Here is a 26476-nt window from a genome sequence, read left to right on the forward strand (position 1 = left end):
TTACGGGGTGATCGGGGGGATGCAAAACCACGGATCGCCTGTACTGGCCCATTCGCGGCCAAAGCCCCACAGGACCGCACAGACCCTGAGCAGTACACAGCCCCAGTGGGAGCGGCTTTAGCCGCGAAAAGGGCCCGGCACAAGCAGCACTGGTCTGCACCCACAGCCCGCTCGAGCAGCCCTGCCCTGATTAATTGGCTTTTCACATCAATCACAAAGAAAAACAAACTTAACAAATCAACCAAACCGGCCGATGCTGGCAGCACTACGCCCATTGCCCGGAGAACAACAACATGAACGACGTGGTCATCGTCGCCGCAACCCGTACCGCCATCGGCAGCTTCCAGGGTGCCCTGGCCACTGTGCCGGCCGTCGACCTCGGTGCTGCCGTGATCAAGCAGCTGCTGGAGCAGACTCGGCTGGACCCCGCCCAGGTCGACGAGGTAATCCTCGGCCAGGTGCTTACCGCCGGTGCCGGGCAGAACCCGGCGCGCCAGGCAGCGATCAAGGCCGGCCTGCCCTTCAGCGTACCGGCGCTGACCCTGAACAAGGTCTGCGGCTCGGGCCTCAAGGCACTGCACCTGGCCGCACAGGCAATCCGTTGCGGTGACGCCGAAGTGGTGATTGCCGGTGGCCAGGAAAACATGAGCCTGGCCCCGTACGTGATGCCATCGGCACGCACCGGCCAGCGCATGGGCCATGGCCAGCTGGTCGACAGCATGATCAGCGACGGTCTGTGGGATGCCTTCAACGACTACCACATGGGCATCACCGCCGAGAACCTGGTGGAGAAATATGGCCTGAGCCGTGAGCAGCAGGACGCCTTCGCCGCCGAGTCGCAACGCAAGGCCGTGGCGGCGATCGAAGCAGGCCGCTTCAAGGACGAAATCACGCCGATCGTGATGCCGCAGAAAAAGGGCGAGCCGAAAGTCTTCGACCGTGACGAACAACCCCGCCCGGACACCACTGCCGATTCGCTGGCCAAGCTGCGCCCGGCCTTCAAGAAGGACGGCAGCGTCACCGCCGGCAACGCCTCCAGCCTCAACGACGGCGCCGCCGCAGTGCTGCTGATGAGCGCCAGCAAGGCCCAGGCCCTGGGGCTGCCGGTATTGGCGAAGATTGCCAGTTATGCCAGCGCGGGCGTGGACCCAGCGATCATGGGCATCGGGCCGGTGTCGGCGACCCAGCGTTGCCTTGACAAGGCAGGCTGGCAGCTGGCCGACCTTGACCTGATCGAAGCCAACGAGGCGTTTGCCGCGCAGGCACTGGCGGTGGGCAAGGCGCTGGAGTGGGATGCGAGCAAGGTCAACGTCAACGGCGGGGCGATTGCCCTGGGGCATCCGATCGGTGCGTCCGGCTGCCGGGTGCTGGTGACCCTGCTGCATGAAATGATCAAGCGCGATGCCAGGAAAGGGCTGGCCACCTTGTGCATTGGTGGTGGCCAAGGGGTCGCACTGGCGATCGAGCGCTGATTCAGGATTGATTCAGGCCGCCCTTTAGCGGGCCCGCCCCGCGAAAGGGCCGGAACTGATCCCTCAGGCATCAGGCTGTAGCGCGTAACTCGCGAGCAGCCGCCACCATGTTCACCAGGGCCGCCTCGGTCTCAGGCCAGCCACGGGTCTTCAACCCGCAGTCCGGGTTTACCCACAACCGCTCTGAGGGAATCCGACGGGCCGCTTTGCGTAGCAACCTCACCATCTCTTCCCGGCTCGGCACACGTGGCGAGTGGATGTCATAGACCCCTGGGCCAATCTCGTTCGGATAGTCGAAGCGCTCGAATGCCTCCAGCAGTTCCATATCCGAACGCGAGGTCTCAATGGTGATCACATCGGCATCCATCGCGGCAATCGACTCGATCACGTCGTTGAACTCGCTGTAGCACATGTGCGTGTGGATCTGGGTTTCGTCTCGTACGCCCGAAGCGCACAGGCGGAAGGCCTCGGTCGCCCATTCGAGATAAGCCGGCCAGGCGCTGCGGCGCAGTGGCAGGCCTTCGCGGAAGGCGGCTTCGTCGATCTGCACGACCTTGATACCGGCAGCTTCCAGGTCGACCACTTCGTCGCGAATCGCCAGTGCCAGCTGGCGCGCCTGAACCTCACGGCTTACGTCCTCACGCGGGAACGACCACATCAGCATGGTCACCGGGCCAGTCAGCATGCCCTTCATGACTTTGCTGGTCAGGCCCTGGGCATAGCGGATCCAGCCCACGGTCATGGCTTTCGGGCGGCTCAGGTCACCATAGATCAGGGCCGGTTTCACGCACCGCGAACCGTAGCTCTGCACCCAGCCGAAACGGGTGAAGGCGTAGCCGTCGAGCTGTTCGGCAAAGTACTCGACCATGTCGTTGCGCTCGGCCTCGCCGTGCACCAGCACGTCCAGGCCGAGGTCCTCCTGGATCTGCACCGCGTGGCGAATCTCGCTCTGCATGGCCTCGATGTAGTCGGCTTCGCTCAGCTTGCCTTGCTTGAAGGCCTGGCGCGCCAGGCGAATGGCCGAGGTCTGCGGGAACGAGCCAATAGTGGTGGTTGGGAATGCAGGCAGATCAAGGCCGGCGCGCTGCCTGGCAATACGCTGGTCGAACGCTGACTTGCGCTGGCTGTCGGCAGGCTGGATGGCCGCCAGGCGCTCCTGCACAGCCGACTTGTGAATACGCGGCGAAGCTGCCCGGCCAGCTTCGATGGCTTGGTTCTGCTGCAGGGCGGCTTCGACATCAGGGGCCTGCGGCAGGTTGATGGCCTTGGCCAGCAGCGCAACTTCCTGGCACTTCTGCACGGCGAACGCCAGCCAGCTCTTCAACTCGGTGTCGAGCTGGTCTTCACGGTCCAGGTCTACCGGGCTGTGCAGCAGCGAACAGGAAGGCGCTAGCCAAAGTCGCTCACCCAGGCGGTCATGGGCCTGACGCAGGACGTCCAGTGCTTTTTCCAGGTCGCAACGCCAGACATTGCGGCCGTTGACCACGCCCAGCGACAGCACCTTGTAGGCTGGCAGGCGATCAAGAATGGTCGGGAACTGCTCAGGGGCGCGCACCAGGTCGATGTGCAGGCCATCGACTGGCAGGTTGGCCGCCAGGCCGAGGTTGTCTTCAAGGCCACCGAAGTACGTGGCAACCAGTTTCTTCAGCGGTGCGCGCTGGAGGATGTTGTAGACGCGCTCGTAGGCATTTTTCCAGTCTTGTGGCAGATCCAGCGCCAGGATCGGCTCATCGATCTGCACCCATTCCACGCCTTGGCCAGCCAGGCGGTTGAGGACCTGGTCATACAGTGGCAGCAGGCGGTCGAGCAGTTCGAGCTTGTCGAATGTGGCCCCTTTGGTCTTGCCCAGCCACAAGTAGGTCAGCGGGCCGATGACCACCGGTTTGACGACATGGCCCAGTGCCTTGGCTTCTTCGACTTCCTCGAACAACTGCTCCCAGCTCAGGGTGAACTGCTGGTCGGCGGCAAACTCGGGGACCAGGTAGTGATAGTTGGTGTCGAACCATTTGGTCATTTCCTGGGCGTGGGCGCCGCAGCAGCTGTCGCTGACGCCACGGGCCATGGCGAACAGGGTCTGCAGGGTCGGCGCGGCGCCATCCTGGCCGCGGAAGCGCTCGGGGATCACGCCGAAGGTCAGCGAATGGGTCAGTACCTGGTCGTACCAGGCAAAGTCGCCAACCGGCAGTACGTCAATCCCGGCGTCCTTCTGCAATTGCCAGTGGGCAGCGCGCAGCTCACGGCCGACGGCACGCAGGCCAGCTTCGTCGAGCTCACCCTTCCAGAAGGCTTCCTGGGCCTTTTTCAGCTCGCGGTCGCGGCCGATGCGGGGAAACCCCAGGTTATGTGCCAGTGCCATGTCTTGTCCCTCAGAGTTCCGAAAATGAGTACCGAAATGAATGAGGGCATTTTCCGGTCAGCGGCTTCTTGAGACAAACTCATTAAATTTGAGACGAACTCAAGAATTACTCATGATGGCGACAAATTTGAATGTCTCGTTCAGAGCAGCGCCCTACGCATTCAGACATGAGCCCTACCGACAACCTGGCGCAGAATGCCATCCTGAACACTCCAGGTGCCCTTGAGCCATGAGCCTGCTTAAAGCCGCGCTGCGCGAAAACCACTTCGTCTGCGTAATGGAATTCGTGCCCAAGCCCTCGGCGGAACGCTTCGCCGCGATGGAGGCGATCATGGCCCGCGGGCAGTTGTGTGGCTGGCCGATGACCGTCGCCATCGGCGACCGCGTGGGCAGCCCGCTGGACATGTCACCGCTGGACGCCCTCGCCTCGTTCAACACCCCGCTCCCCGCCCTGCCGCACTTTTCGGGCAAGGACCGCGAGCGCCATCATCTGTTGGCTCAGCTGCAGCGCATGGACGCCGCTGGCCTCGATCAGTTGCTGTTACTCACGGGCGACCGCCTGCCCGGGCACCAACCCGGTGAACGCCCAGTGCGTTACCTGGAGTCGGTCGCGGCCTTGCTGATTGCACGCCAGGCTTGCCCGAACTGGCTGCTCGGGGCGGCACTGAACCCGTTCAAGTACCACGAGGAAGAAGGCGGCGCACAGTACTTCAAGGCGGAGAAAAAGCTCGCCGCCGGCGCCGACTTCCTCACCTTGCAACTGGGCTTCGATGCCAGCAAGCACCAGGAAGCCATGCACTGGATGCAGCGCCAGGCGGCGCCGAAACCAATGCTTGCCTGCCTCATGAGCCTGACCCAAGGCCGCGCGGTCATGCTCGAACAGGTGGCGGGCGTGACCGTCACCGCCTCGATGCGCAACCTGCTCGAAGCCGAAAGCAAGGTGTCCAAGGCCTTTGCCTTGGCGCGCAGTGTCGATCGCCTGGCCTTGCAGATCATCGGCGTGAAGCTGATGGGCTATGCCGGCGTGCACCTGTCGGGCATTCACGAGCTCAAGCAGTTGTTGGCACTCGAGGCGCGGCTGGAACACTGGCAGGCCGAGATCCATTCATTGGAACACTGGGCACCGGCCTGGGCCGACAGCTGGCAGATGCCGGGCCTGCCCATCGTCGCGTTCCATCCGCCACAGGGCAATTGGCGCCAGGGCGAGTCGGTCGTCATCGCCTCAGCCAAGGAGAGAGCCCGCTATCACTTGCTGCACGGCGTCCATTCGCTGCTGTTCAGCCGCGCCAACTGGCTCAGCAAGGCATTCGGTTGGGCCGTACGCCAGCCACTCTGGGCAAGCCCGCGTGGGGCAAGAGTGCTGCACGGGCTTGAACGGGCGGTCAAACGCCCGCTGACAGGCTGCGACACCTGCGGCCGCTGCCGCCTGGAGGACACCCTCTACACCTGCCCGGAAACCTGCCCCAAGGGCCTGGCCAACGGCCCTTGCGGTGGCACGACGCTGAATCGCTGCGAATTTGGCGACCGCGAGTGCATCCACAGCGTCAAGTACCGCACCGCCAAGGCCGTGCGGCAAACCGCCGTGCTTACTGAGCGACTGATCCCGTGCATCGAAGTCGAGACACGCCACCGCAGCTCCTGGCCGCAGTGGTTCGAGGCCCAGCCGCCGCGCCAGCTCAGCCCGCAGCCAGCGCCTCGAACCCAGCCCGAATCTTAGCTTCGGGCAGTTCATCGGCGATGAACACCATCACGCTCTCGCGGCGCTCGTCCGCTGCCCATTCGGCATCCCAGTCGAACCCGTAGAGCTTGAGCACACCCTGGAACACCAGTCGACGGTCTTCACCGGCAATGTGAAGCACGCCCTTGTAGCGCAACAACTGCTTGCCGTGCTCTTCCAGCAGCTCGTTCATGAAATCGCTGAGGCGGTCGATGTCCAGTGCGGTCTCGGTGCGCAGCACCAGGGTGGAAATCCGGTCCGGCGTGGCCGGTTTGAGCACCGGGCGCAGGCTGGGCTGGAGGTTGGCGCCCAGGTCCGGGTTCAGGTTGAAGCCGCGTACATCGAGCAGCTCGGCGAGGTCGATGCGGCCATGCTCGACCACTCGGATTACCGCTCGGCCATTGATCCGCGCCAGGCGCTCACGCAAGGCCTGCACCGCAGCAGGCTCGACCAGGTCGGTCTTGCTCAGCAGCAGGCGGTCGGCAAAACCGACCTGGGCCTGGGCGATGGTCTGAGTCAGGTGCACCTCGGCATGGGCAGCATCGACCAGGGTGATGATGCCGTCGAGGATGTAGCGGTCGCGCAATTCTTCATCGATGAAGAAGGTCTGCGCCACCGGTGCCGGGTCGGCCAGCCCGGTGCATTCGATCACCAGGCGGTCGAAGGCGATCTCGCCGGCATCCAGGCGTTCGAGCAGCAGGTACAGGGCACGAGTCAGGTCGCCATGGATGCTGCAGCACACGCAGCCGTTGGCCAGGGTCATCACCTGTACCGGCTCGTCGCCCAGCAGTTGGCTGTCGATACCGGCCTCGCTGAACTCGTTCTCGATCACGGCGATCTTCAGGCCGTGTTCGGCCTTGAGCATGTGCTTGAGCAGCGTGGTCTTGCCGGCACCGAGGAAGCCGGTGAGGACAGTTACGGGAATTGGCGTCTGCACGCAAAAATCTCCTGAAGCTGAAAATGATTGTGGGAGGCCGGTTGCCCGGCCTCCCACAGGTTCACGCGCGTTGCAGGTTCAACAGCACTTGGGCCCGGACTTGCCACCATACCGGGCTTCCTGGCGCTCGCGGAAGAACGCCTCGTAGGTCATCACCGGTTTGTCCGGGTGCTTGTTGCGCATGTGCTCGACGTAGTTGTCGTAGTCGGGCATGCCGACCATCAGGCGGGCTGCCTGCCCCAGGTACTTACCCAGTCGACCCAGGTCGTTGAACATCACTGCAGTCCTCTCAAGCGTCAGGCAGGGCCTGGAACGGGGTTTCCTTGTCGGTGCGTTCTTTGCGGCCGAGGGCGGCGTAGCCGACCTTGAGGGCGAAGAACAGCACGCTGAACACCACCAGCAGGAACAGAATGGTCAGGCCGGCGTTGGTGTAGGCGTTGAAGATCACGTGCTGCATCTGGTCGATGTTCTTGGCTGGAGCCAATACCTGGCCAGCGTCCAGCGCCGTGCTGTACTTCTTGGCCAGGGCCAGGAAACCGACCGCCGGGTTCGGGTCGAACAGCTTGATCAGGCCCGCCGCAGTGGTGCAGATCAGCAGCCAGGCAGCCGGCACCAGAGTGACCCAGATATAGCGTTCGCGCTTCATCTTGATCAGCACCACGGTGCCAAGCATCAAGGCGATACCGGCCAGCATCTGGTTGGAAATACCGAACAGCGGCCAAAGGGTGTTGATGCCGCCCAGTGGGTCGATCACCCCCTGGTACAGCAGGTAACCCCACAGCGCCACGCAGCCGGCGGTGCCGATCAGGTTGGCAGTCCACGACTCGGTGCGCTTGAGGGCCGGCACGAAGCTGCCCAGCAGGTCTTGCAGCATGAAGCGACCGGCACGGGTACCGGCGTCCACCGCGGTAAGGATGAACAGCGCCTCGAACAGGATCGCGAAGTGGTACCAGAAGGCCATGGTGTTTTCACCCGGCAACACCTGGTGCAGGATCTGCGCGATGCCCACCGCCAGGGTCGGTGCACCACCGGCACGGGCCAGTACGGTGTGCTCGCCGATGTCGCGGGCTACCGCTTCGAGCTGCTCAGGAGTAATCAGGAAGCCCCAGCTGCTGACCGTTTGCGCCACCGAAACTGCGTCGGCGCCAACCACGGCGGCCGGGCTGTTCATGGCGAAGTACACGCCCGGCTCGATCACCGAGGCGGCAACCATGGCCATGATGGCGACGAACGATTCCATCAGCATGCCGCCGTAGCCGATGTAACGGGCGTTGGCTTCGTTGTCCAGCAGCTTCGGCGTGGTCCCCGAGGAAATCAGCGCGTGGAAGCCAGACACCGCGCCGCAGGCAATGGTAATGAACAGGAACGGGAACAGGGTGCCCTTCCACACCGGGCCGGTGCCGTCGGTGAACTGGGTCAGCGCCGGCATTTTCAGCTCGGGCATGGTCACCAGGATACCGATGGCCAGGGCAATGATGGTACCGATCTTGAGGAAGGTCGACAGGTAGTCACGCGGCGCCAGTACCAGCCATACCGGCAGCACAGCGGCAACGAAGCCGTAGCCAACCAGCATCCAGGTGATCTGCACGCCAGTGAAGGTGAACGCCGGGCCCCAGACTGGATCGGCAGCAATCTGGCCCCCCAGCCAGATCGACGCCAGCAGCAGCACCACGCCAACCACCGAGATCTCGCCGATACGGCCCGGGCGGATGTAGCGCATGTACACGCCCATGAACATCGCGATCGGGATGGTCGCCATCACCGTGAACATGCCCCATGGGCTCTCGGCCAGGGCCTTGACCACGATCAGCGCCAGCACCGCGAGGATGATGATCATGATCAGGAAGCAGCCGAACAGGGCGATGGTGCCGGGGATGCGGCCCATCTCCTCGCGCACCATGTCGCCCAGCGAGCGGCCGTTGCGGCGCGTGGAGAGGAACAGGACCATGAAGTCCTGCACCGCACCGGCCAGCACCACGCCGGCGATCAGCCACAGCGTGCCGGGCAGGTAGCCCATCTGCGCGGCGAGTACCGGGCCGACCAGCGGGCCGGCGCCAGCGATGGCGGCGAAGTGGTGACCGAAGAGGATGTGTTTGTTGGTCGGAACGTAGTCCAGACCGTCGTTGTTGAGTACCGCAGGGGTGGCGCGGCGAGGGTCGAGTTGCATCACCTTGGTGGCGATGAACAGGCTGTAGTAACGGTAGGCGACCAGGTAGATGGCCACCGCGGCGACCACGATCCACAAGGCATTGATCGCCTCGCCGCGACGCAGGGCGACGACACCCAGCGCGCAGGCCCCTATGACCGCCAGCGCCAGCCACGGGATGTGGCGTAGCAGGCTGTTATTGTTGTTCATGGCATGCTTCCAGCTAAGTGGTTGGAATAGACAGCCCCTTGAGTCTAGGGCTTGCTTGGCAGGTTTACCATATCGAATTGCGATCACCTGCAGGCCGCCAGCGGGCACGCTAGAGCGGCGAGCGAAGCCTGCCTGACATCCAACTAGTATTTTTGCCAGTTGTCGGTATTTGCAACGCAGGACATTTTTTAGCCTCCTCAATCCATCAGGGACGTCGCCATGAGAATGCTTCTGCAAACAAGCCTTGCTTGCTTGATCGCTGCCGCAGCAGTGCAAGCAAATGCCGCTGGGCCTCAACCAAGACACGGCGCAATGGAAACACCCGTCGCTCGGCAGCTCTTCTGCTACAAAGCGCAGGATTACTATTGGCCAGAGGATGGTTCAGGCATCAAAGACCCGGGTTGCCGGGCCGCCTACCAGCATGTCTACAAGAAATTCGGCAATGACAAGGCGCAGGCGGAATATCAGTTCGTGCAGTGGAGTGAAGTATCGAAAAATATTCCAGAACCGGGCTACGAAGATTTCAAGAACGTGAAAGCAGCTATTCCAGACGGACAACTATGCTCGGCAGGGAACTCCGTTGCAAAACCTGCCGCACTGAAACCTCACCAAACGGTCAACGACAAGAGTGGGCTGGATGTTCCTGCCCAATGGCCGGCGCACCTGCTGGTGAAAGACAACGATAATAAAGTCGAGCTTGTCTATTACGCTCAAGTCCCTCACAGCCCCGGATTCTGGGAAATCTACATCACCAAGCCCGGTTTTGATCGTACCAAGAAAGCCCTTGCCTGGGACGATCTCGAAGCTGAACCGATTGCCAAGTTTGGGGATATCCCAGTCGAGGGTGGTAAGTACCAAATGGTCGTCGATCTGGGTGATCGCGTCGGCGACTATCTTATCTACAGCCGCTGGCAGCGCATCGACCCCGAAGGAGAAGGCTTCTACAACTGCAGCGATGTGAACATCGTGTCCAGCAAGTAGCCTGCCGCCGCCCTCACCCCGGCAGAAGTAGCCGTGGCTGGTCTATAGTCAGTGCAACTGACGAGGGGCTTGCCATGACCACTTCTGCCGACGACCGTCGCCGTTTCCAGCGCATCGACTTCGACGCCCCCACCGAACTGCGCCAGGGCGACCGCCGCTGGCCGGTGAAGCTGCTGGACCTGTCGCTCAAGGGGCTGCTGGTCGAATGCCCCTCCCCCTGGGACGCCGACCTGACCCAGGATTTCGATGCCATCATCCACCTCGATCGCAATGTCCGTGTGCAGATGCAAGTCGAACTGCGTCACGAAGAAGCCACCCGTCTGGGCTTCGTCTGCCTGTACATCGACGTCGAGTCGATGAGCCATCTGCACCGTCTTGTGGAATTGAACCTCGCCGATGGCACCGAAATGATGCGTGAGCTGCGCGAACTGATCGAAGAATAGAATCTGTTAGCTGACTAACAGCCTTCCCATCTTCTGTTTCTTGTCTACCCAGACAGCTTTCTGCCTGGGTAGCAGTGCCTTGTACACACCTCTCTAGCACCACATTGAATAACTTGGTACGCCTTCTGCATTGAGGTTTTGCACACATTGCAAGGCCCGCTGTTCGCGCTCCGATCAAAATATTGTATACAATTTGTGTAGCAATACTTTGTAGGAAATGTCTACAGTAGCGGCACAACAATAAACAGAGAGCCTGCTCCATGACTACGTCCCCTAGCACGTCTCCCGCCCAGCGCCCCGAGGACGAATACCTCGGGCTGGGTGCCAACCTGGCTTATGGTCTGCAGCATGTGCTGACCATGTACGGCGGGATCGTCGCGGTACCCCTGATCCTGGGTCAGGCAGCCGGCCTCAACGGTGCCGAGATCGGCATGCTGATCGCCGCTTCGCTGTTTGCCGGTGGCCTGGCGACCCTGCTGCAAACGCTGGGCATCCCCTTCTTCGGTTGCCAGCTGCCATTGGTGCAGGGCGTTTCATTCGCCGGCGTGGCGACCATGGGCGCCATTCTCAGCAGTGAGGGCGGTGGTGGCCTGCCGGGCGTACTCGGCGCGGTCATGGCGGCTTCGGTGATCGGTTTCCTGATCACCCCGGTGTTCTCGCGCATCACCAAGTTCTTCCCGCCGCTGGTGACCGGCATCGTCATCACCACCATCGGCCTGACCTTGATGCCGGTTGCCGCGCGCTGGGTGATGGGCGGTAACAGTGCATCGCCGGAGTTCGGCAGCGTTGCCAACATCAGCCTGGCGGCACTGACCTTCGCCATCGTCCTGGTTTTGAGCAAACTCGGCAGCGCAACCATTTCGCGGCTGTCGATCCTGCTGGCCATGGTGGTTGGCACGCTGATCGCCTGGGCGCTGGGCATGACCGACTTCAGCAAGGTCAGTGCAGGCCCGATGTTCGCCTTCCCCACCCCGTTCCACTTCGGCATGCCGGAGTTCCACATCGCCGCGATCCTGTCGATGTGCATCGTGATCATGGTGACCCTGGTGGAAACCTCGGCCGACATCCTCGCCGTGGGTGAAATCATCGACACCAAGGTCGACTCCAAGCGCCTGGGCAACGGCCTGCGCGCCGACATGGCGTCGAGCATCCTGGCGCCGATCTTCGGTTCGTTCACCCAAAGCGCGTTTGCCCAGAACGTCGGCCTGGTAGCCGTGACCGGGGTCAAGAGCCGCTACGTGGTGGCCACCGGTGGCGTGATCCTGGTGGTGCTCGGCCTGCTGCCGGTGATGGGCCGGGTGATTGCCGCCGTACCGACGCCGGTGCTGGGTGGCGCGGGCATCGTGCTGTTCGGCACCGTGGCCGCCAGCGGCATCCGCACACTGTCGAAGGTCAACTACAAGAACAACGTCAACCTGATCATCGTCGCGGCCTCGCTGGGCTTCGGCATGATCCCGATCGCCGCGCCGACCTTCTACCACAACTTCCCGAACTGGTTCGAGACCATCTTCCACTCGGGCATCAGCTCGGCGGCAATCATGGCCATCCTGCTGAACCTGCTGTTCAACCACTTCCAGACGGGCAACTCGGAGAACCAGTCGGTATTCGCTGCAGCCTACGAGCGCACCATCCAGTACTCGGACATCTCATGCCTGCGCGATGGTGACTACTTCAAGGATGGCAAGCTGTTCGATGCCGACGACAACGAAGTGCCAGTGATGGAACTGGACGAGCACGGTAACCAGGCGCCCCGGCGCAGCGCAGTTGCCGAACACTGACTGCTGACTGAGCGGTGAGGCAGGGGGAGCCGATGCGCATCGTCGGCTCCCCTTTTTCATTGGCTTGTGCCAGCGCTGTCGCGGGTAAACCCGCTCCCACAGGGGACACGCAGATTCAGAAACCTGTGCAGTGCTTGTAGGAGCGGGTTTACCCGCGAAAGGGCCGGCACAGGCCAACAATTACTCGAACAAGGCATCCAGGGCCTGCTCCAGACGGGTCACGGCAATCACCTGCAACCCCGCTGGCGGCTCCTTCGGCGCATTACCCTTGGGCACGATGGCACGCTTGAAGCCATGCTTGGCCGCCTCTTTCAGGCGCTCCTGGCCACTGGGTACAGGGCGCACCTCACCCGACAAGCCGATTTCACCGAATACCAGCAGACCATGGGCCAACGGCCGGTTGCGCAGGCTGGACATCACCGCTGCCAGTAACGCCAGGTCGGAAGCCGTTTCCAGTACTTTCACCCCACCGACCACGTTGAGGAACACGTCCTGGTCGTGGGTGGGAATACCCCCATGCCGATGCAGTACAGCCAGCAGCATGGCCAGGCGGTTCTGATCCAGGCCCAGGGTGACCCGCCGTGGGTTGGCCAGGTGGCTGTCATCGACCAGCGCCTGCACCTCGACCAGCATTGGCCGGGTACCTTCCCAGGTAGCCATCACCACGCTGCCGGGCACTTCTTCCTGGGTACGGTTGAGGAAGATTGCCGATGGGTTGGACACTTCTTTCAGGCCACGGTCGGTCATGCCGAACACGCCCAGTTCGTTGACCGCGCCGAAACGGTTCTTCACGGCCCGTAACAGGCGCAGACGGCCGTCGGACTCACCCTCGAAATACAGCACGGTATCGACCATGTGTTCCAGCACCCGCGGCCCGGCCAGCGAGCCTTCCTTGGTGACATGGCCCACCAGGAAGATCGCCGTACCGCTCTGCTTGGCATAACGCACCAGCAACGCCGTGCTTTCGCGCACCTGGGCCACGCCGCCGGGGGCGGACTGCAACTGCTCGGTGAAGATGGTCTGGATCGAGTCGATCACCATGACCCGGGGTTTTTCCACCCGGGCGGTGGCGATGATGGTTTCGATGCAGGTCTCGGTCATCACCTTGAGCTGGTCCTGGGGCAGGCCCAGGCGCCGCGAGCGCATGGCCACCTGCTGCTGCGATTCTTCACCGGTGACGTACAACGCAGGCAGGCCCACGGCGATGTTGCACAGGGTCTGCAGGAGAATGGTCGACTTGCCAATCCCAGGATCCCCCCCGATCAGTACTACCGAGCCATCGACCAGGCCACCGCCGAGCACACGGTCGAGTTCAGTGCTGCTGGTGGTGAAGCGCGGGATTTCTTCGACGCTGACTTCGGCCAGGGTCTTGATCTGCGCCTGCTGCCCGGTCCAACCCGCGCGGCCGCTGGGCGCCGCCGCGCCGCCGCTCTCGATCATGGTTTCGACCAGGGTGTTCCAGGCCCCGCAGTCGGCGCATTGGCCGGCCCATTTGGGGAAGGTCGCGCCGCACTCGGTGCAGCCATACAAGCGCTTGGCCTTGGCCATGGGCAGGGTCTCCTGGAAAAAATCGCCATGATAGCCGAGGCCGACGTGTCTCGAACCGGTCGAGATGCGACAAAACTATTCGTTCTAAGAGCAGTCACTAGCCCTGAAGCCAACGCATGAAGCGTTCAAGTGGCTTACACTGCGTTAACCTCACCATTTGTTACAAGGAATCAAACATGGGCATGCTCAGTGAGTTCAAGGCCTTCGCGGTCAAAGGTAATGTCGTCGACATGGCGGTCGGTATCATCATCGGCGCGGCCTTCGGCAAGATCGTCTCCTCGTTCGTCGGGGATGTGGTCATGCCACCACTGGGGTTGCTGATCGGCGGTGTCGACTTCAGCGACCTGGCCATCACCCTGAAGGCTGCCGAAGGTGACGTGCCGGCCGTGGTGCTGGCCTATGGCAAGTTCATCCAGACCGTGATCGACTTCATCATTGTCGCCTTCGCCATCTTCATGGGCGTGAAGGCGATCAACAAGCTCAAGCGTGAAGAAGCTGCGGCACCGACCGCACCACCGGTGCCGACGCCGCAGGAAACCTTGCTGACCGAGATTCGCGACCTGCTCAAGGCACAGAACCAGAACCGGTTGCCGTGAAACAGCGGGGGCCGCATTGCGGCCCCTTTGCATTACCAGTAGTTTTCCACCGCCACCTGCCCCGGCCGCTTGCTCAGGCTCAGTTGCAGGTCACGCGCCTTGAGCACCTTGCGTGTCTCGTCAATCATTTCCGGGTTGCCGCACAGCATGATCCGCGAATGCTCGGGCGACAGTTCCAGCCCGGCCGCCTTTTCCAGTTCGCCACTCTCGATCAGCGTAGTGATGCGCGCATTCAAGGCCCCGGGATGCGGCTCACGGGTCACCACCGGAATGAACTGCAGCTTGCCCGCGTATTCGGCCAGGTAGTCACGCTGCTCCAACCCGGCGATGGCGTCTACATAGGCCAACTCTCTTGCCTCGCGCACCGAGTACACCAGCTTGATGTTGTCGAAACGCTCCCAGGCTTCAAAGTCCTGCAGGATCGACATGAAGGGTGCGATGCCGGTGCCGGTCGCCAGCAGCCACAGGTCTCGCCCACCGACGAAGCGATCAAGGGTAAGGAAGCCGAACGCCTGACGGTCGATCAACAAGGTATCGCCCTGGCCCAGGCGGCTCAGTTCGCTGGTGAATTCGCCACCCGGTACCACGATTGAAAAGAAGTCGAGGTATTCGTCATGGGGGGCACTGACCATCGAATAGGCACGCCAGGCCACGCTGCCATCGGCCTTGGCCACGCCCAGCCGGGCAAACTGGCCGGCGCGGAAGCGGAACCCGGGGTCGCGCGTAACCCGCAGGCTGAACAGGTTCGGCGTCAGTGGCTGGACGTCGAGCAGGGTCTGGCGGGTGAATTTGTCGGCACTGGCGGTCATGTCGGGCTCCGTGAAAGGCGTGTACCCAGTGTCGCGCAAAGCGGCCAGGATAAAAACCGCCGGAAAGTAAGGGCACAGCCGGAAGATCGTGGCCGGTTACATGAAAAATGCCGCTTCTATAACAAAAAATCCCAACATAACGGTCAGGCATTTCCTACAATCATTCCGGCATGCAAACGGAACGGCGTTCGCCGAGGGAGTGAGACAGATGCTTCAATGGAATCATGAGCATCTCCATCAACTGATCAGCGAGAGCACGCCACAGAAGGTGTTCGACCTTGCCGTGCACCTGGCGCAAGACCTGGATATGGCGTTTCTGGGATTGAAGCTTCGCATCCAGCTGGCTGCACAATCGCCCAGGCAGTATCTCTACAGCAATTATCCCGAGGCGTGGATCGAGCGCTACCAGCGCGATGAATTCTACAAGCAGGACGCTGCGGCAACCCGCAGCCACAGCTCGACCATGCCGGTATTGTGGACCGATGAGCTGTACAAGGAAACACCCGAATACCGTGAACAAGCCTGCGCACATGGCCTGCGCCATGGCTGGACGCAGTCGCTGCACGACCTTCAACACAACGAGAGCCAGGTCAGCGTGTGCAGGCCGAGCAAAGCGATAGACATCGCCGAATTGTATGACAAGGCCGGCAAGGTGCAGTGGCTGTGCCACACGTTGCACGCTATCGTCAGCGAGCATCACCTGGCCCAGCTCAGCACCCCCATGAAAATGAGCGAGCGCGAAATCGAAGTGCTGAAATGGTCGGCCGCCGGCAAGACTGCAGCGGACGTGGCCTGCATCATGTCGCTGTCGCAGAGTACGGTGAATTTTCACATCCGCAGCGTCATCACCAAGACCAACGCCGCTAACAAGGCCGGTGCCATCGCCATCGCCATGATGCGCGGCCTGTTCGATCAGTAGCCAGGCCTGCGGCCTTGTGCAAAGCCCTGTAGAATCGCGTACCGAAGCTCGTGGCGAACCGCCGTGGGCAGATCCGTACCCGAGCCAGACGCCATGCCCCTGTTGACCACCCCCTTCGCCGAACTCGACCTGATCCGCCAGCCGGACCAGGCCAACGACCCGTTGCAGGCCTTCGATGCCGCTGATGAATATCTGCTCGAGCAGTTGCATGCCCAAGGCCTGGACGCTGGCAGCCGGGTACTGGTGCTCAACGACAGCTTCGGCGCCCTGGCGGCCAGCCTGGTCGACCATCTGCAGGTGATCAGCAGCGGCGACTCGCACCTGGCGCACATGGCCTTGGAGAAAAACCTGGCGCGCAATGGCAAGGCGTTCGACAGCGTGCCCTTCGTGCCGGCCAACGAGCACTGGCAAGGCCCGTTCGACCGCGTACTGGTGCGCGTGCCGAAAACCCTCGCACTGCTTGAAGAACAACTGATCCGCCTGCAAGGCCATCTGGCACCCGGCGCCCAGGTGATTGCCGGAGCCATGATCAAGCACCTGCCGCGGGCGGCCGGTGACCTGTTGGAAAAGTACATCGGCCCGGTACAGGCTTCGCTGGCGCAGAAAAAGGCGCGCCTGTTGACCGCCACGGTCGCCGGGCGTCCGGCCGCGAGGTCGCCCTACCCGACCCGCTACACGCTCGACAACCCGGCACTGGAACTGCTCAACCATGCCAATGTGTTCTGCCGCGAGGGCCTGGACATCGGCACCCGCGCCTTTCTGCCCCACCTGCCCCGTGGCCTGGGCAACGCCCGCGTAGCCGACCTGGGCTGCGGTAACGGCGTACTGGCGATTGCCAGCGCGCTGGCAAACCCTGATGCGCAGTACACCTTGGTCGATGAGTCGTACATGGCAGTGCAGTCGGCGCTGGAGAACTGGCAGGCTGCGTTGGGTCAACGGCCAGTCACGGTCATGCCGGGGGACGGCCTGGCGGGCGTTGAAAAACAATCGCTGGATGTCGTGCTGTGCAACCCTCCCTTCCACCAGCAGCAGGTGGTCGGTGACTTCCTCGCCTGGCGCATGTTCCAGCAGGCGCGCGAGGCGCTGGTGGTCGGGGGCGCGCTGTACATCGTCGGCAACCGCCATCTGGGCTATCACAGCAAGCTGGCGCGGTTGTTCCGTGGCGTCGAGCAAGTCGCTGCAACACCGAAGTTCGTGGTCCTCAAGGCGCGTAAATAAAAGCAGGGGCGCCTGGCGCGCCCCCTGCACTCAATGGGTGGTCAGGCCTGCGGCCCCCATGAACAGCCGCATCACCCAGGCGGCCACGCCCAGCGCAGCCACGCTCATCGCCCAGATCAGCACCAGCCAGCCCAGCCGCTGCCACAGCGGTTTCTTGTCTTCCAGGCCATGTTTACCGTTCATCATGTGGCCCTCCTAGTGATAGCCGTCTTCATGGGTTACCTTGCCGCGGAACACGTAGTAGCTCCAGAAGGTATACATGAGGATGAACGGCAGGATGAACAGCGTGCCCACCAGCATGAAACCTTGGCTCTGCGGTGGCGCGGCAGCGTCCCAGATCGAGATCGACGGTGGGATGATGTTCGGCCACAGGCTGATGCCCAGCCCGCTGTAACCCAGGAAGATCAGCACCAGGGTCAGCAGGAATGGCGTGTAGTGCGCATTGCGCGCCACCGCCTTGAGCAGGCCGTAGAAGGTCACCAGCACCAGCAACGGCACCGGCATGAACCAGAACAGGTTGGGCATGCTGAACCAGCGGTCGGCAATCTGTGGATACGCGATCGGGGTCCACAGGCTGACGATGCCGATGACCGCCAGCAGCACCAGCGCCAAAGGCCGTGCGAGGTCGTGCATTCGCGTTTGCAGATCGCCCTCGGTCTTCATGATCAGCCAGGTGCAGCCCAGCAGGGTGTAGGCGACGATCAAGCCAAGGCCGCAGAACAGGCTGAACGGTGTCAGCCAGTCGAGGGTACCACCGGCGAAATGCCGGTCGACCACCTTGAAGCCTTCGAGGAAGGCCCCCAAGGCCACGCCCTGGAAGAACGTCGCGACCAGCGAGCCGCCGATGAACGCCTTGTCCCAGATATGGCGCTTCTCGGCCGTCGCCTTGAAGCGAAACTCGAACGCCACACCGCGGAAGATCAAGCCGATCAGCATCAGGATCAGTGGCAAGTACAGCGCCTCGAGCACCACCGCATAGGCCATCGGGAACGCCCCGAACAGACCGGCACCGCCGAGCACCAGCCAGGTTTCGTTGCCGTCCCACACGGGGGCAACGGTATTCATCATCACATCACGGTCACGCTCGCCCTTGACGAAGGGGAAAAGCATGCCGATCCCCAGATCGAAGCCGTCCATCACCACGTACATCATGACGCCAAAGATGATGATCACGGCCCAGATCAGCGAAAGGTCGATACCCATGGCTCAGTTCCCCTTGCTCAGGTTGGCGGAGACGGCATCGCTGCCCTCGTCGGCGGCCGACAACGGCCGTGCCGGGGTACGTTTCTGGCCTGGGCCACCCGGACGCTGATCATCGCCTTCGCCGGTATGAGGCCCTTTGCGGACCAGACGCATCATGTAGGCGAAGCCTGTCCCGAACAGCGCGAAATACACCACCACGAACGCGATCAAGGTAAACCCGAGCTGGGCGTAGCTGTGGTTGGAAACACCGTCGGCAGTGCGCATCAGGCCGTAGACCACCCACGGCTGGCGCCCCACCTCAGTGGTGATCCAGCCTGCCAGGATGGCCAGCAGTCCGGAGGGCCCCATCCACATCACGAAATGCAGGAACGGGCGTGAGCTGTAGAGCTTGCCCCCCCTGCGCAACAGCAGGCTCCAAAGCCCTGCGGCAATCATCAACAGGCCCATGGCGACCATGACCCTGAACGACCAGAAGATAATGGTCGAATTGGGCCTGTCCTCGGCAGGGAATTCCTTCATGGCAGGGACTTGCTTGTCCAGGCTATGGGTGAGAATCAGGCTGCCGAGCACCGGGATCTCGATCTTGAAATGGGTGGTTTCGGCTTTCATGTCGGGAATGCCGAACAGGATCAGCGGGGTCGGCTCACCCGGTTGGTTTTCCCAGTGGCCCTCGATGGCTGCAATCTTGACCGGCTGATGCTTCAGCGTGTTCAGGCCATGGAAGTCGCCGATCACCGCCTGCACCGGCGCGACGATCAGGGCCATCCACATGGCCATCGACAGCATCTTGCGCACGGCAGGGTTGTCCCGCCCGCGCAGCAGGTGCCAGGCCGCCGAGGCACCGACGAAAAAGGCCGTGGCGACGAAAGCCGCAGTGGCCATGTGCATCAGGCGGAAGGGGAATGATGGGTTGAAGACAATCGCGAACCAGTCCATCGGCACAACCCTGCCATCGACGATCGCGTGGCCCTGCGGGGTGTGCATCCAGCTGTTCGAGGCAAGGATCCAGAAGGTCGACACCAGCGTGCCCAGCGCCACCATGCACGTGGAAAAGAAATGCAAGCCACGCCCGACACGGTTCCAGCCGAACAGCATGACGCCGAGGAAGCCCGCCTCGAGGAAGAATGCCGTCAGCACTTCATACGTCAGCAAGGGGCCGGTGACTGAACCTGCGAATTCCGAGAAGCGGCTCCAGTTGGTGCCGAACTGGTAGGCCATGACCAACCCGGAGACCACGCCCATGCCGAAGTTGACGGCGAAGATCTTCGACCAGAAGTGATAGAGATCACGGTAGACCTGCTTGTCGGTCCGTAGCCAGAGGCCTTCGAGAACCGCCAGGTAGCTCGCCAGGCCAATGGTGATGGCCGGGAACAGGATGTGGAACGACACGGTAAAGGCAAACTGCATTCGGGCGAGCTCTAAGGCCTCTATTCCGAACATGGTGCTTCCTCTTCAGATAATCCGGCGTCCGGGCTTGTGGCCTAGTCGCCCACTGCCCCCACGTAGTCGAGTGCGGCGCGTTGGAATTGTTCTGTTCGATCGCAGGGATTCCGGCCCAAGGGCCAATTCGTTGCTCATTCGTTGCGAAAGCAACGATTGATCCAGATCAACGACTGCTAGAAAGCATAGTCCCGAATGGGCCACCGAGGCGTGCGGTTGTTTGCCGCGTGACCGGTTGCCCCACCCCCTTCCACGGGGCATGGAAAAGTGCCGATCACGGCAAACAGTAACCGGTTGTTACAAACAGATGATACGCTGCGAGCCCCTCTACTGCGCCGAAACCAACAGGTTCCCGATGTCCGATTCCGCACCGCAGTTGTTGCGTCATCACCGCCCTTTCGTCGCCTTCTGGCTGGCCCGGGTGTTCACCGCCAGTGGCTTCCAGATGCTCACCGTGGCCATTGGCTGGCACCTCTACCAGCTGACCGGCAATGTGCTCGATCTGGGCCTGGTCGGCCTGGTCGAATTCGCGCCCCGGGTGCTGTTCATGCTGCATACCGGGCATGTCGCCGACCGCTATGACCGGCGCAAGGTGGCGGCGCTGTGCCAGAGCTTGCAGGGGCTTATCGCCCTGGCGCTGGCCGTGGGCAGTGCCACCGACAATGTCAGCCGCGAACTGATCTTCGCCCTGGCCTTCCTGCTCGGTGCCACCCGCTCGTTCGAGATGCCGGCGACCCAGGCGCTGCTACCCAACGTCGTGCCGCCAGGGCTGTTCCCGCGAGCAGTAGCCGCCTCCGCCTCGGCAACCCAGGCGGCTACCATCGTCGCTCCGGCCGTGGGCGGCTTCCTGTACGCGTTCGGCAGCATCTGGGTGTACGGTCCGACCGTTGCCCTGTATGCCATCGCCTGCCTGCTCATGCTCAGCCTCGACTCGCGCCAGCAAGTGCCCCAGCGCGGCCGCGCCAGCATTGAATCGCTGATGGCCGGGATCCGCTTCATCCGCAGCCGGCCGGACATTCTCGGGGCCATTTCGCTGGACCTGTTCGCCGTGCTGCTGGGTGGCGCCACCGCGCTGCTGCCGGTATTTGCCAAGGACATCCTGCTCACCGGCCCATGGGGCCTGGGCCTGCTGCGTTCCGCACCTGCAGTCGGGGCTCTGTTGATGTCGCTGTGGCTGGCGCGGTTCCCGGTCGAGCGCAAGGTCGGGCGCACCATGTTCACTGCCGTCGGGCTGTTCGGCGTGGCCACCATCGCGTTCGGCCTCTCGACCTCGTTCTGGTTCTCGCTGGCGGTGCTGGTGGTGCTGGGCGCGGCGGACATGATCAGCATGGTGATCCGCGGCGCCTTCGTGCAGCTGGAGACGCCAGACGAGATGCGCGGCCGGGTGAGCGCGGTTAACGGGTTGTTCATCGGCGCTTCGAACCAGCTGGGCGAGTTCGAGTCCGGGGTCACCGCGCACTGGTTTGGCACGGTGCCGGCGGTGGTGCTCGGCGGGGTCGGTACCCTGGTGGTGACCGGCGTGTGGATAAAACTGTTCCCGACACTGGCCAGGCGCGACCGGTTGCATAACGGTTGATCGCTCTCCTGGATCGGCCATAGGCCCCTGCCGAGCATGCTGGTATGATGCGCGGCTTTTTTCCTCCCCACACAAAACCACGGCATCGGCTTCGGTCTGTGCTTTGCTGATGGGGTCGATACATTCACGGCGCGAGGGCGCCCTGGGGAGCGGGCATGCTGGAAAGGCTGTTTCAACTAAAAGCACACGATACCAATGTGCGCACCGAGATTCTTGCGGGCGTCACGACCTTCCTGGCCATGGCCTACATCCTGTTCGTCAACCCGAGCATCCTCGGTGAGACCGGCATGGACAAGGGCGCGATCTTCGTCGCCACCTGCCTGGCGGCCGCCATCGGCTCGACCACCATGGGCCTGATTGCCAACTACCCGATCGCCCTGGCGCCGGGCATGGGCCTGAACGCGTTCTTCACCTACACGGTGGTCCTGCACATGGGCCATACCTGGCAGGTGGCACTCGGCGCGGTGTTCCTCTCGGCGGTGATGTTCTTCCTGCTGTCGATCTTCCGTATCCGCGAATGGATCGTTAACAGCATTCCACTGCCGTTGCGTTCGGCGATTGCTGCTGGCATCGGCCTGTTCCTGGCGTTCATCGCCCTGCATAATGCCGGCATCGTCGTCGATAACCCAGCGACCCTGGTTGGCCTGGGTGACCTCAAGCAGCCAGCGCCTATCCTCGCTACCCTGGGCTTCTTCCTGATCGTCGGCCTCGAGTCGCTGAAGGTTCGTGGCGCAGTGCTGATCGGCATCCTGGCCGTGACCATCGCTTCGATCCTGATGGGGGTGACACCGTTCGGTGGCGTGGTCTCGATGCCGCCATCGCTGGCGCCGACCTTCCTCCAGCTGGACATCAAAGGCGCCCTCGACGTGGGCCTGGTCAGCGTGATCTTCGCCTTCCTGTTCGTCGACCTGTTCGACAACTCGGGCACGCTGATCGGTGTGGCCAAGCGCGCCGGCCTGATGGGCAAGGACGGCCACATGCCAAAGATGGGCCGTGCCCTGATCGCCGACAGCACCGCCGCCATGGCAGGCTCCCTGCTGGGGACCTCGACCACTACCAGCTACATCGAATCCGCCGCTGGCGTAAGCGCCGGGGGCCGCACCGGCCTGACTGCCATCGTCGTCGCCATCCTGTTCCTGCTGGCGCTGTTCTTCGCGCCGCTGGCCGGCAGCGTACCGGCCTTCGCCACGGCACCGGCGCTGTTGTTCGTCGCCGTGCTGATGGCCTCGGGCCTGGCAGAAATCAATTGGGACGACATCACCGAGGCCGCTCCCGTGGTCGTGACCGCCCTGGCCATGCCACTGACCTACTCGATCGCCAACGGCATCGCCTTCGGTTTCATTTCCTGGACCGCCGTCAAGCTGATATCCGGCCGCCACCGCGACCTGAACCCGGCCTTGGTGATCCTTTCCATCCTGTTCGTCATCAAGCTGGGCTGGTTCAACGCATGAGTGCTGTCTTCGATCCTTCCGCCTACGACACCCAACTGGAGGGCAAGGTCGCCCGCCTGCGCGCGCTGCTGGCGCCCTTCGGCGCGCCGGAACCGGCCGTTTTCGACTCACCGCGCGAGCACTACCGCCTGCGCGCCGAGTTCCGCCTGTGGCGCGAGGATGGCCAGCGCCACTACGCGATGTTTGCCCCGGGCGACAAGCACAAGGCGATCCTGATCGACGATTTCCCCATCGCCAGCCAGCGCATCAATGAGCTGATGCCGCGCCTGAAGGCCGCCTGGCAGGCCAGCGAGGCACTGGGCAATCGCTTGTTCCAGGTGGAATTCCTCACCACCCTCGCCGGCGATGCCATGGTCACGATGTGCTACCACCGCCCGCTGGACGAGGCCTGGGAAGTGGCTGCACGGCAACTGGCCGAAGACCTCGGCGTAAGCGTGATCGGCCGTTCGAAGGGCAAACGCCTGGTGATTGGCCGCGACTATGCGGTGGAAAAGCTCGATGTCGCCGGTCGCGTCTTCAGCTACCGCCAGCCGGAAGGCGCGTTCACCCAGCCCAACGGCGCGGTGAACCAGAAGATGCTGAGCTGGGCGTTCGAAGCTATCGGCGAGCGTGAAGACGACTTGCTGGAGCTGTATTGCGGCAACGGCAACTTTACCCTGCCGCTGGCCACCCGCGTGCGCCAGGTGCTGGCTACCGAGATCAGCAAGACCTCGGTCAATGCCGCGCTGAGCAACCTCGATGAAAACGCTGTGGATAACGTGCGGCTGGTGCGCCTGTCGGCGGAAGAGCTGACCCAGGCACTGAACGAAGTACGGCCGTTCCGCCGGCTGGAAGGGATCGACCTGAAAAGCTATGCGTTCGGCACCGTGTTCGTCGACCCGCCCCGTGCAGGGATGGACCCGGACACTTGCGAGCTGACCCGGCGTTTCGAGCGAATCCTGTACATCTCGTGCAACCCCGAGACCCTGGCGGCGAACATTGCCCAGTTGCACGACACGCACCGCATCGAGCGTTGTGCGTTGTTCGACCAGTTCCCGTATACGCACCACATGGAAAGTGGCGTCCTGCTGGTTCGGCGCTGACTTTCAGATTGCCGGGGCCGCTTTGCGGCCCTTTCGCGACACAAGGCCGCTCCCACAGTGATCGGCGTACGCAGGTCTTTGTGGGAGCGGCCTTGTGTCGCGAAAGGGCTGCGAAGCAGCCCCGGCATTCTCTCAGAAGTCGAAGAAGACCGTCTCCCCTTCCCCCTGAATACGGATATCGAAGCGATAGGCCGTTTTCCCGTCTACCTCGCAACGCTTGGCAATCAAGGTCTCACGACGTTGCGGCTGCTCGATCAGGTTGAGCACCGGGCACTTGGCATTGGCCTCGGCCTCGTCGTCGAAATACAGCCGCGTGTGCAGATGGATGTTGATCCCCCGGGCGAACAGGCTGATGTTGATATGCGGCGCCATTGGCACGCCTGCAGCATTGTTCACCACACCCGGTTTGACCGTATGCACGGTCCACTCACCGGCATCGAAGGTGGTGGCGGTGCGGCCGAAGCTGTTGAAGGCGTTTTCCAGGTTATAGGCATCCTGATACTGACCGTTGGCGTCGGCCTGCCACAGTTCCAGGAACGAATCACGCACCAGGTGGCCGTTGCCGTCATACACATGGCCGATCAGCACGATGTGCTCGCCCGGGGCGTCCGGCTTGGCCAGGCGGTTCCAGATTTCCTGGTCGCGGGTCGGGTTGCCGGCCGCTTCCAGGGCCAGGCCGATGTGCACGTAGGGGCCGGCAGTCTGCGATGGGGTTTCCGGCAGCAGTTCGATTGGCATGGCGGGGTCCTCAGCAGTTTTCGAAGTGGGTCTTGCGCTGGCCACGCAGCACGATATCGAAGCGGTACGCCAGGCAGTCCATCGGGTTGGCGTTGCTCATGTCGAGCTTGGCAATCAACTGCTGGACGGCTTCAGGGTTGGCGATCGACTTGACGATCGGGCACATCGGGATCAGCGGATCACCTTCGAAATACAGCTGGGTGATCAGCTTGGTGGCGATCGACGGGCCGCTGATGCCGAAATGGATGTGCGCCGGGCGCCAGTCATTCGGCCCGTTGCGCCAAGGGTACGGGCCCGGCTTGATGGTGCGGAAACTGTAGTAGCCGTCGCGGTCGGTCAGGCAACGGCCGACGCCACCGAAGTTCGGGTCCAGCGGCGCCAGGTAACGGTCGTTCTTGTGGCGATAGCGGCCGCCGGCATTGGCTTGCCACATCTCCACCAGGGTGTTCGGCACAGGCTTGCCGTACTGGTCGACGACGCGGCCGGCAACGATGATGCGTTCGCCGATCGGCAGGCCACCGTTGTTGAAGTTCAGCAGCAGGTCATGGTCGTGGGCACCGAAGCCCAGGTGGGAAAAGTCCGGGCCGGTGGTTTCGCTGATCGACTGTGGGATGCTGACCAGTGCCTGGCGCGGCGAGCGGGCAACGGAAGTCTTGTAGTCGGGCGTCAGGGCCTTGGGGTGCCAGTTGCGATCACGGATCACGAAGCGGCTGTTGTCCTGGGCAGGCATGCCGGATTCCTCTCTTGGAATTATGAAAACGCCTGTACACGGCAGGCGGACTTGCAGTTTCAGGCAGGTAGCGAGGGATGGATAATGAAATCACCGGTCAATTACATAACCAAAAGGTTATGTATTAGTGGCTTTGGCTGTGGTGATCTAATCTTTATCCTCATGTTTCACGCTCTGGAGAGTTCCTCATGGAATGGCGAAAAGGCCGGCGCAGCGACAATGTGGTCGATGCTCGCGGCGAAGGTGGCGGCGGCGGCATGCGCTTTGGCGGCGGCAAGGGGCTGGGGCTTGGCGCTGTGCTGCTGATTGTCGGCATCGGCTGGCTGACCGGCCAGGACCCGCTGCAGATTCTTGGCCAGCTCGCCGGGCAGATGGAACAACAGCAACAGCAGGCAGCACCCAGTGGCGCTGGCGGCAAGGCACCGCCGGCCAATGACGAACAGGCGCAGTTCGTCGCCTCGATCCTGGGCGATACGGAAGACACCTGGAAGGCCCTGTTCGCCCAAGCGGGCAAGCAGTACCGCGATCCCAAGCTGGTGTTGTTCAGCGGCCAGGTCAATTCGGCCTGCGGTTTTGCGTCTGCGGCGGTCGGGCCGTTCTACTGCCCGGCGGATCAGCGGGTCTACCTGGACATGTCGTTCTTCCGCGAAATGGAAACCCGCTTCGCTGCGGCCGGCGACTTCGCCCAGGCGTACGTGATCGCCCACGAGATCGGCCACCACGTGCAGACCCTGCTCGGGGTGTCGGCCAAGGTCGATACCGCGCGGCGCAGTGGCCAGCGCCTGGAAGGCGACAATGGCCTGCTGGTGCGCCAGGAACTGCAGGCCGACTGCCTGGCCGGCGTTTGGGCGTACCAGGCGCAGAAGCGGCTGAACTGGCTGGAGCCGGGTGATGTTGAAGAGGCGCTGAATGCCGCCAATGCCATTGGTGATGACCGGCTGCAACAGCAAGGTCAGGGGCGCGTGGTGCCCGACTCCTTCACCCATGGCACCTCGGCGCAGCGGGTGCGCTGGTTCAAGGCCGGGTTTGCCCAAGGCAACGTGAACAGCTGCGATACCTTCGGTTCGCGCAGCCTTTGAGACCTTCGGGCCGCTTTGCGGCCCTTCGCGGGCGTGCCCGCTCCCGC

Annotated in this window: 23 protein-coding genes; 12 read left to right on the plus strand and 11 right to left on the minus strand. The window is 62.7% G+C overall.

Annotation, left to right across the window (positions count from 1 at the left end; all coding sequences use genetic code 11):
- Positions 1–293: 293 nt before the first annotated feature.
- Positions 294–1472, plus strand: a complete 1179-nt coding sequence (locus tag HU738_RS19890) for an acetyl-CoA C-acetyltransferase (protein ID WP_186601194.1) — start codon at positions 294–296, stop codon at positions 1470–1472.
- A 70-nt stretch (positions 1473–1542) separates the two neighbouring features.
- Here the strand turns inward: HU738_RS19890 and metE are convergent, their stop codons facing one another.
- Complete coding sequence (gene metE, locus HU738_RS19895; RefSeq protein ID WP_186601193.1) at positions 1543–3828, minus strand: 5-methyltetrahydropteroyltriglutamate--homocysteine S-methyltransferase; 2286 nt, start codon at positions 3826–3828, stop codon at positions 1543–1545.
- Positions 3829–4057: 229 nt separating this feature from the next.
- On the opposite strand from metE, the gene HU738_RS19900 reads away from it, so the two are divergent.
- On the plus strand, positions 4058–5545 hold the full coding sequence (locus HU738_RS19900) for a methylenetetrahydrofolate reductase C-terminal domain-containing protein (RefSeq protein ID WP_186601192.1): 1488 nt from the start codon (positions 4058–4060) through the stop codon (positions 5543–5545).
- Here the strand turns inward: HU738_RS19900 and yjiA are convergent.
- The 3 genes from yjiA to HU738_RS19915 all read right to left on the minus strand — a co-directional run bounded on the left by yjiA (position 5505) and on the right by HU738_RS19915 (position 8838).
- Positions 5505–6482: a GTPase gene (gene yjiA / locus HU738_RS19905; protein WP_186601191.1), complete on the minus strand. Its 978-nt coding sequence runs from the start codon at positions 6480–6482 to the stop codon at positions 5505–5507. The genes HU738_RS19900 and yjiA overlap by 41 nt on opposite strands.
- Positions 6483–6560: 78 nt before the next feature.
- A complete protein-coding gene (locus tag HU738_RS19910) occupies positions 6561–6758 on the minus strand; it encodes a YbdD/YjiX family protein (RefSeq protein ID WP_054887128.1) in 198 nt (65 codons plus the stop codon).
- Positions 6759–6771: 13 nt separating this feature from the next.
- Complete coding sequence (locus tag HU738_RS19915; protein ID WP_054887129.1) at positions 6772–8838, minus strand: carbon starvation CstA family protein; 2067 nt, start codon at positions 8836–8838, stop codon at positions 6772–6774.
- Between the two features lie 219 nt (positions 8839–9057).
- Between HU738_RS19915 and HU738_RS19920 the strand changes: the two genes are divergently transcribed.
- From HU738_RS19920 to HU738_RS19930, 3 genes are all read left to right on the plus strand, one after another.
- Positions 9058–9819: a lytic polysaccharide monooxygenase gene (locus tag HU738_RS19920; RefSeq protein ID WP_186601190.1), complete on the plus strand. Its 762-nt coding sequence runs from the start codon at positions 9058–9060 to the stop codon at positions 9817–9819.
- 74 nt (positions 9820–9893) lie between these two features.
- Complete coding sequence (locus HU738_RS19925) at positions 9894–10262, plus strand: PilZ domain-containing protein (RefSeq protein WP_176507693.1); 369 nt, start codon at positions 9894–9896, stop codon at positions 10260–10262.
- Positions 10263–10522: 260 nt separating this feature from the next.
- Entirely contained in the window at positions 10523–12040 is a 1518-nt protein-coding gene (locus tag HU738_RS19930; RefSeq protein ID WP_186601189.1) for a nucleobase:cation symporter-2 family protein, read from the plus strand.
- A gap of 180 nt (positions 12041–12220) precedes the next feature.
- On the opposite strand, the gene radA is transcribed toward HU738_RS19930, so the two are convergent.
- Positions 12221–13588, minus strand: a complete 1368-nt coding sequence (radA, locus tag HU738_RS19935) for a DNA repair protein RadA (protein ID WP_060485566.1) — start codon at positions 13586–13588, stop codon at positions 12221–12223.
- A 176-nt stretch (positions 13589–13764) separates the two neighbouring features.
- On the opposite strand from radA, the gene mscL reads away from it, so the two are divergent.
- Entirely contained in the window at positions 13765–14184 is a 420-nt protein-coding gene (gene mscL / locus HU738_RS19940) for a large-conductance mechanosensitive channel protein MscL (RefSeq protein WP_186601188.1), read from the plus strand.
- Between the two features lie 32 nt (positions 14185–14216).
- On the opposite strand, the gene HU738_RS19945 is transcribed toward mscL, so the two are convergent.
- Entirely contained in the window at positions 14217–14993 is a 777-nt protein-coding gene (locus tag HU738_RS19945; protein ID WP_186601187.1) for a ferredoxin--NADP reductase, read from the minus strand.
- A 208-nt stretch (positions 14994–15201) separates the two neighbouring features.
- Between HU738_RS19945 and HU738_RS19950 the strand changes: the two genes are divergently transcribed.
- Positions 15202–15912, plus strand: coding sequence for an autoinducer binding domain-containing protein (locus tag HU738_RS19950; protein WP_186601186.1), 711 nt, complete (start codon positions 15202–15204; stop codon positions 15910–15912).
- 93 nt (positions 15913–16005) lie between these two features.
- Complete coding sequence (locus tag HU738_RS19955) at positions 16006–17130, plus strand: methyltransferase (RefSeq protein WP_186601185.1); 1125 nt, start codon at positions 16006–16008, stop codon at positions 17128–17130.
- Positions 17131–17160: 30 nt separating this feature from the next.
- Here HU738_RS19955 and HU738_RS19960 read toward each other — a convergent pair whose 3' ends face one another.
- The 3 genes from HU738_RS19960 to HU738_RS19970 are packed head-to-tail and all read right to left on the minus strand — an operon-like array spanning position 17161 to position 19773.
- Positions 17161–17316, minus strand: coding sequence for a DUF2474 domain-containing protein (locus HU738_RS19960; protein ID WP_176507686.1), 156 nt, complete (start codon positions 17314–17316; stop codon positions 17161–17163).
- A 9-nt stretch (positions 17317–17325) separates the two neighbouring features.
- Entirely contained in the window at positions 17326–18333 is a 1008-nt protein-coding gene (cydB, locus tag HU738_RS19965) for a cytochrome d ubiquinol oxidase subunit II (RefSeq protein ID WP_186601184.1), read from the minus strand.
- A gap of 3 nt (positions 18334–18336) precedes the next feature.
- On the minus strand, positions 18337–19773 hold the full coding sequence (locus HU738_RS19970; protein WP_054887139.1) for a cytochrome ubiquinol oxidase subunit I: 1437 nt from the start codon (positions 19771–19773) through the stop codon (positions 18337–18339).
- 355 nt (positions 19774–20128) lie between these two features.
- Between HU738_RS19970 and HU738_RS19975 the strand changes: the two genes are divergently transcribed.
- The 3 genes from HU738_RS19975 (at position 20129) to trmA (ending at position 23882) form a co-directional block, all read left to right on the plus strand.
- Complete coding sequence (locus HU738_RS19975; protein WP_186601183.1) at positions 20129–21349, plus strand: MFS transporter; 1221 nt, start codon at positions 20129–20131, stop codon at positions 21347–21349.
- Between the two features lie 155 nt (positions 21350–21504).
- Positions 21505–22800 carry an NCS2 family permease gene (locus HU738_RS19980; protein ID WP_054887141.1) on the plus strand — a complete coding sequence of 432 codons (1296 nt, stop codon included), beginning with the start codon at positions 21505–21507 and terminating at the stop codon, positions 22798–22800.
- Positions 22797–23882, plus strand: coding sequence for a tRNA (uridine(54)-C5)-methyltransferase TrmA (gene trmA, locus HU738_RS19985; RefSeq protein ID WP_186601182.1), 1086 nt, complete (start codon positions 22797–22799; stop codon positions 23880–23882). The genes HU738_RS19980 and trmA overlap by 4 nt, the downstream gene beginning before the upstream one ends.
- Before the next feature lie 132 nt (positions 23883–24014).
- Here trmA and pcaG read toward each other — a convergent pair whose 3' ends face one another.
- Positions 24015–24620, minus strand: a complete 606-nt coding sequence (gene pcaG / locus HU738_RS19990) for a protocatechuate 3,4-dioxygenase subunit alpha (RefSeq protein WP_099815682.1) — start codon at positions 24618–24620, stop codon at positions 24015–24017.
- Positions 24621–24630: 10 nt separating this feature from the next.
- Positions 24631–25350, minus strand: coding sequence for a protocatechuate 3,4-dioxygenase subunit beta (pcaH, locus tag HU738_RS19995; protein WP_054886879.1), 720 nt, complete (start codon positions 25348–25350; stop codon positions 24631–24633).
- 188 nt (positions 25351–25538) lie between these two features.
- On the opposite strand from pcaH, the gene ypfJ reads away from it, so the two are divergent.
- Positions 25539–26429, plus strand: coding sequence for a KPN_02809 family neutral zinc metallopeptidase (ypfJ, locus tag HU738_RS20000; RefSeq protein WP_186601181.1), 891 nt, complete (start codon positions 25539–25541; stop codon positions 26427–26429).
- Positions 26430–26476 lie beyond the last annotated feature (47 nt).

It is taken from the genome of Pseudomonas vlassakiae (assembly GCF_014269035.2).
GTDB classification, from domain to species: domain Bacteria; phylum Pseudomonadota; class Gammaproteobacteria; order Pseudomonadales; family Pseudomonadaceae; genus Aquipseudomonas; species Aquipseudomonas vlassakiae.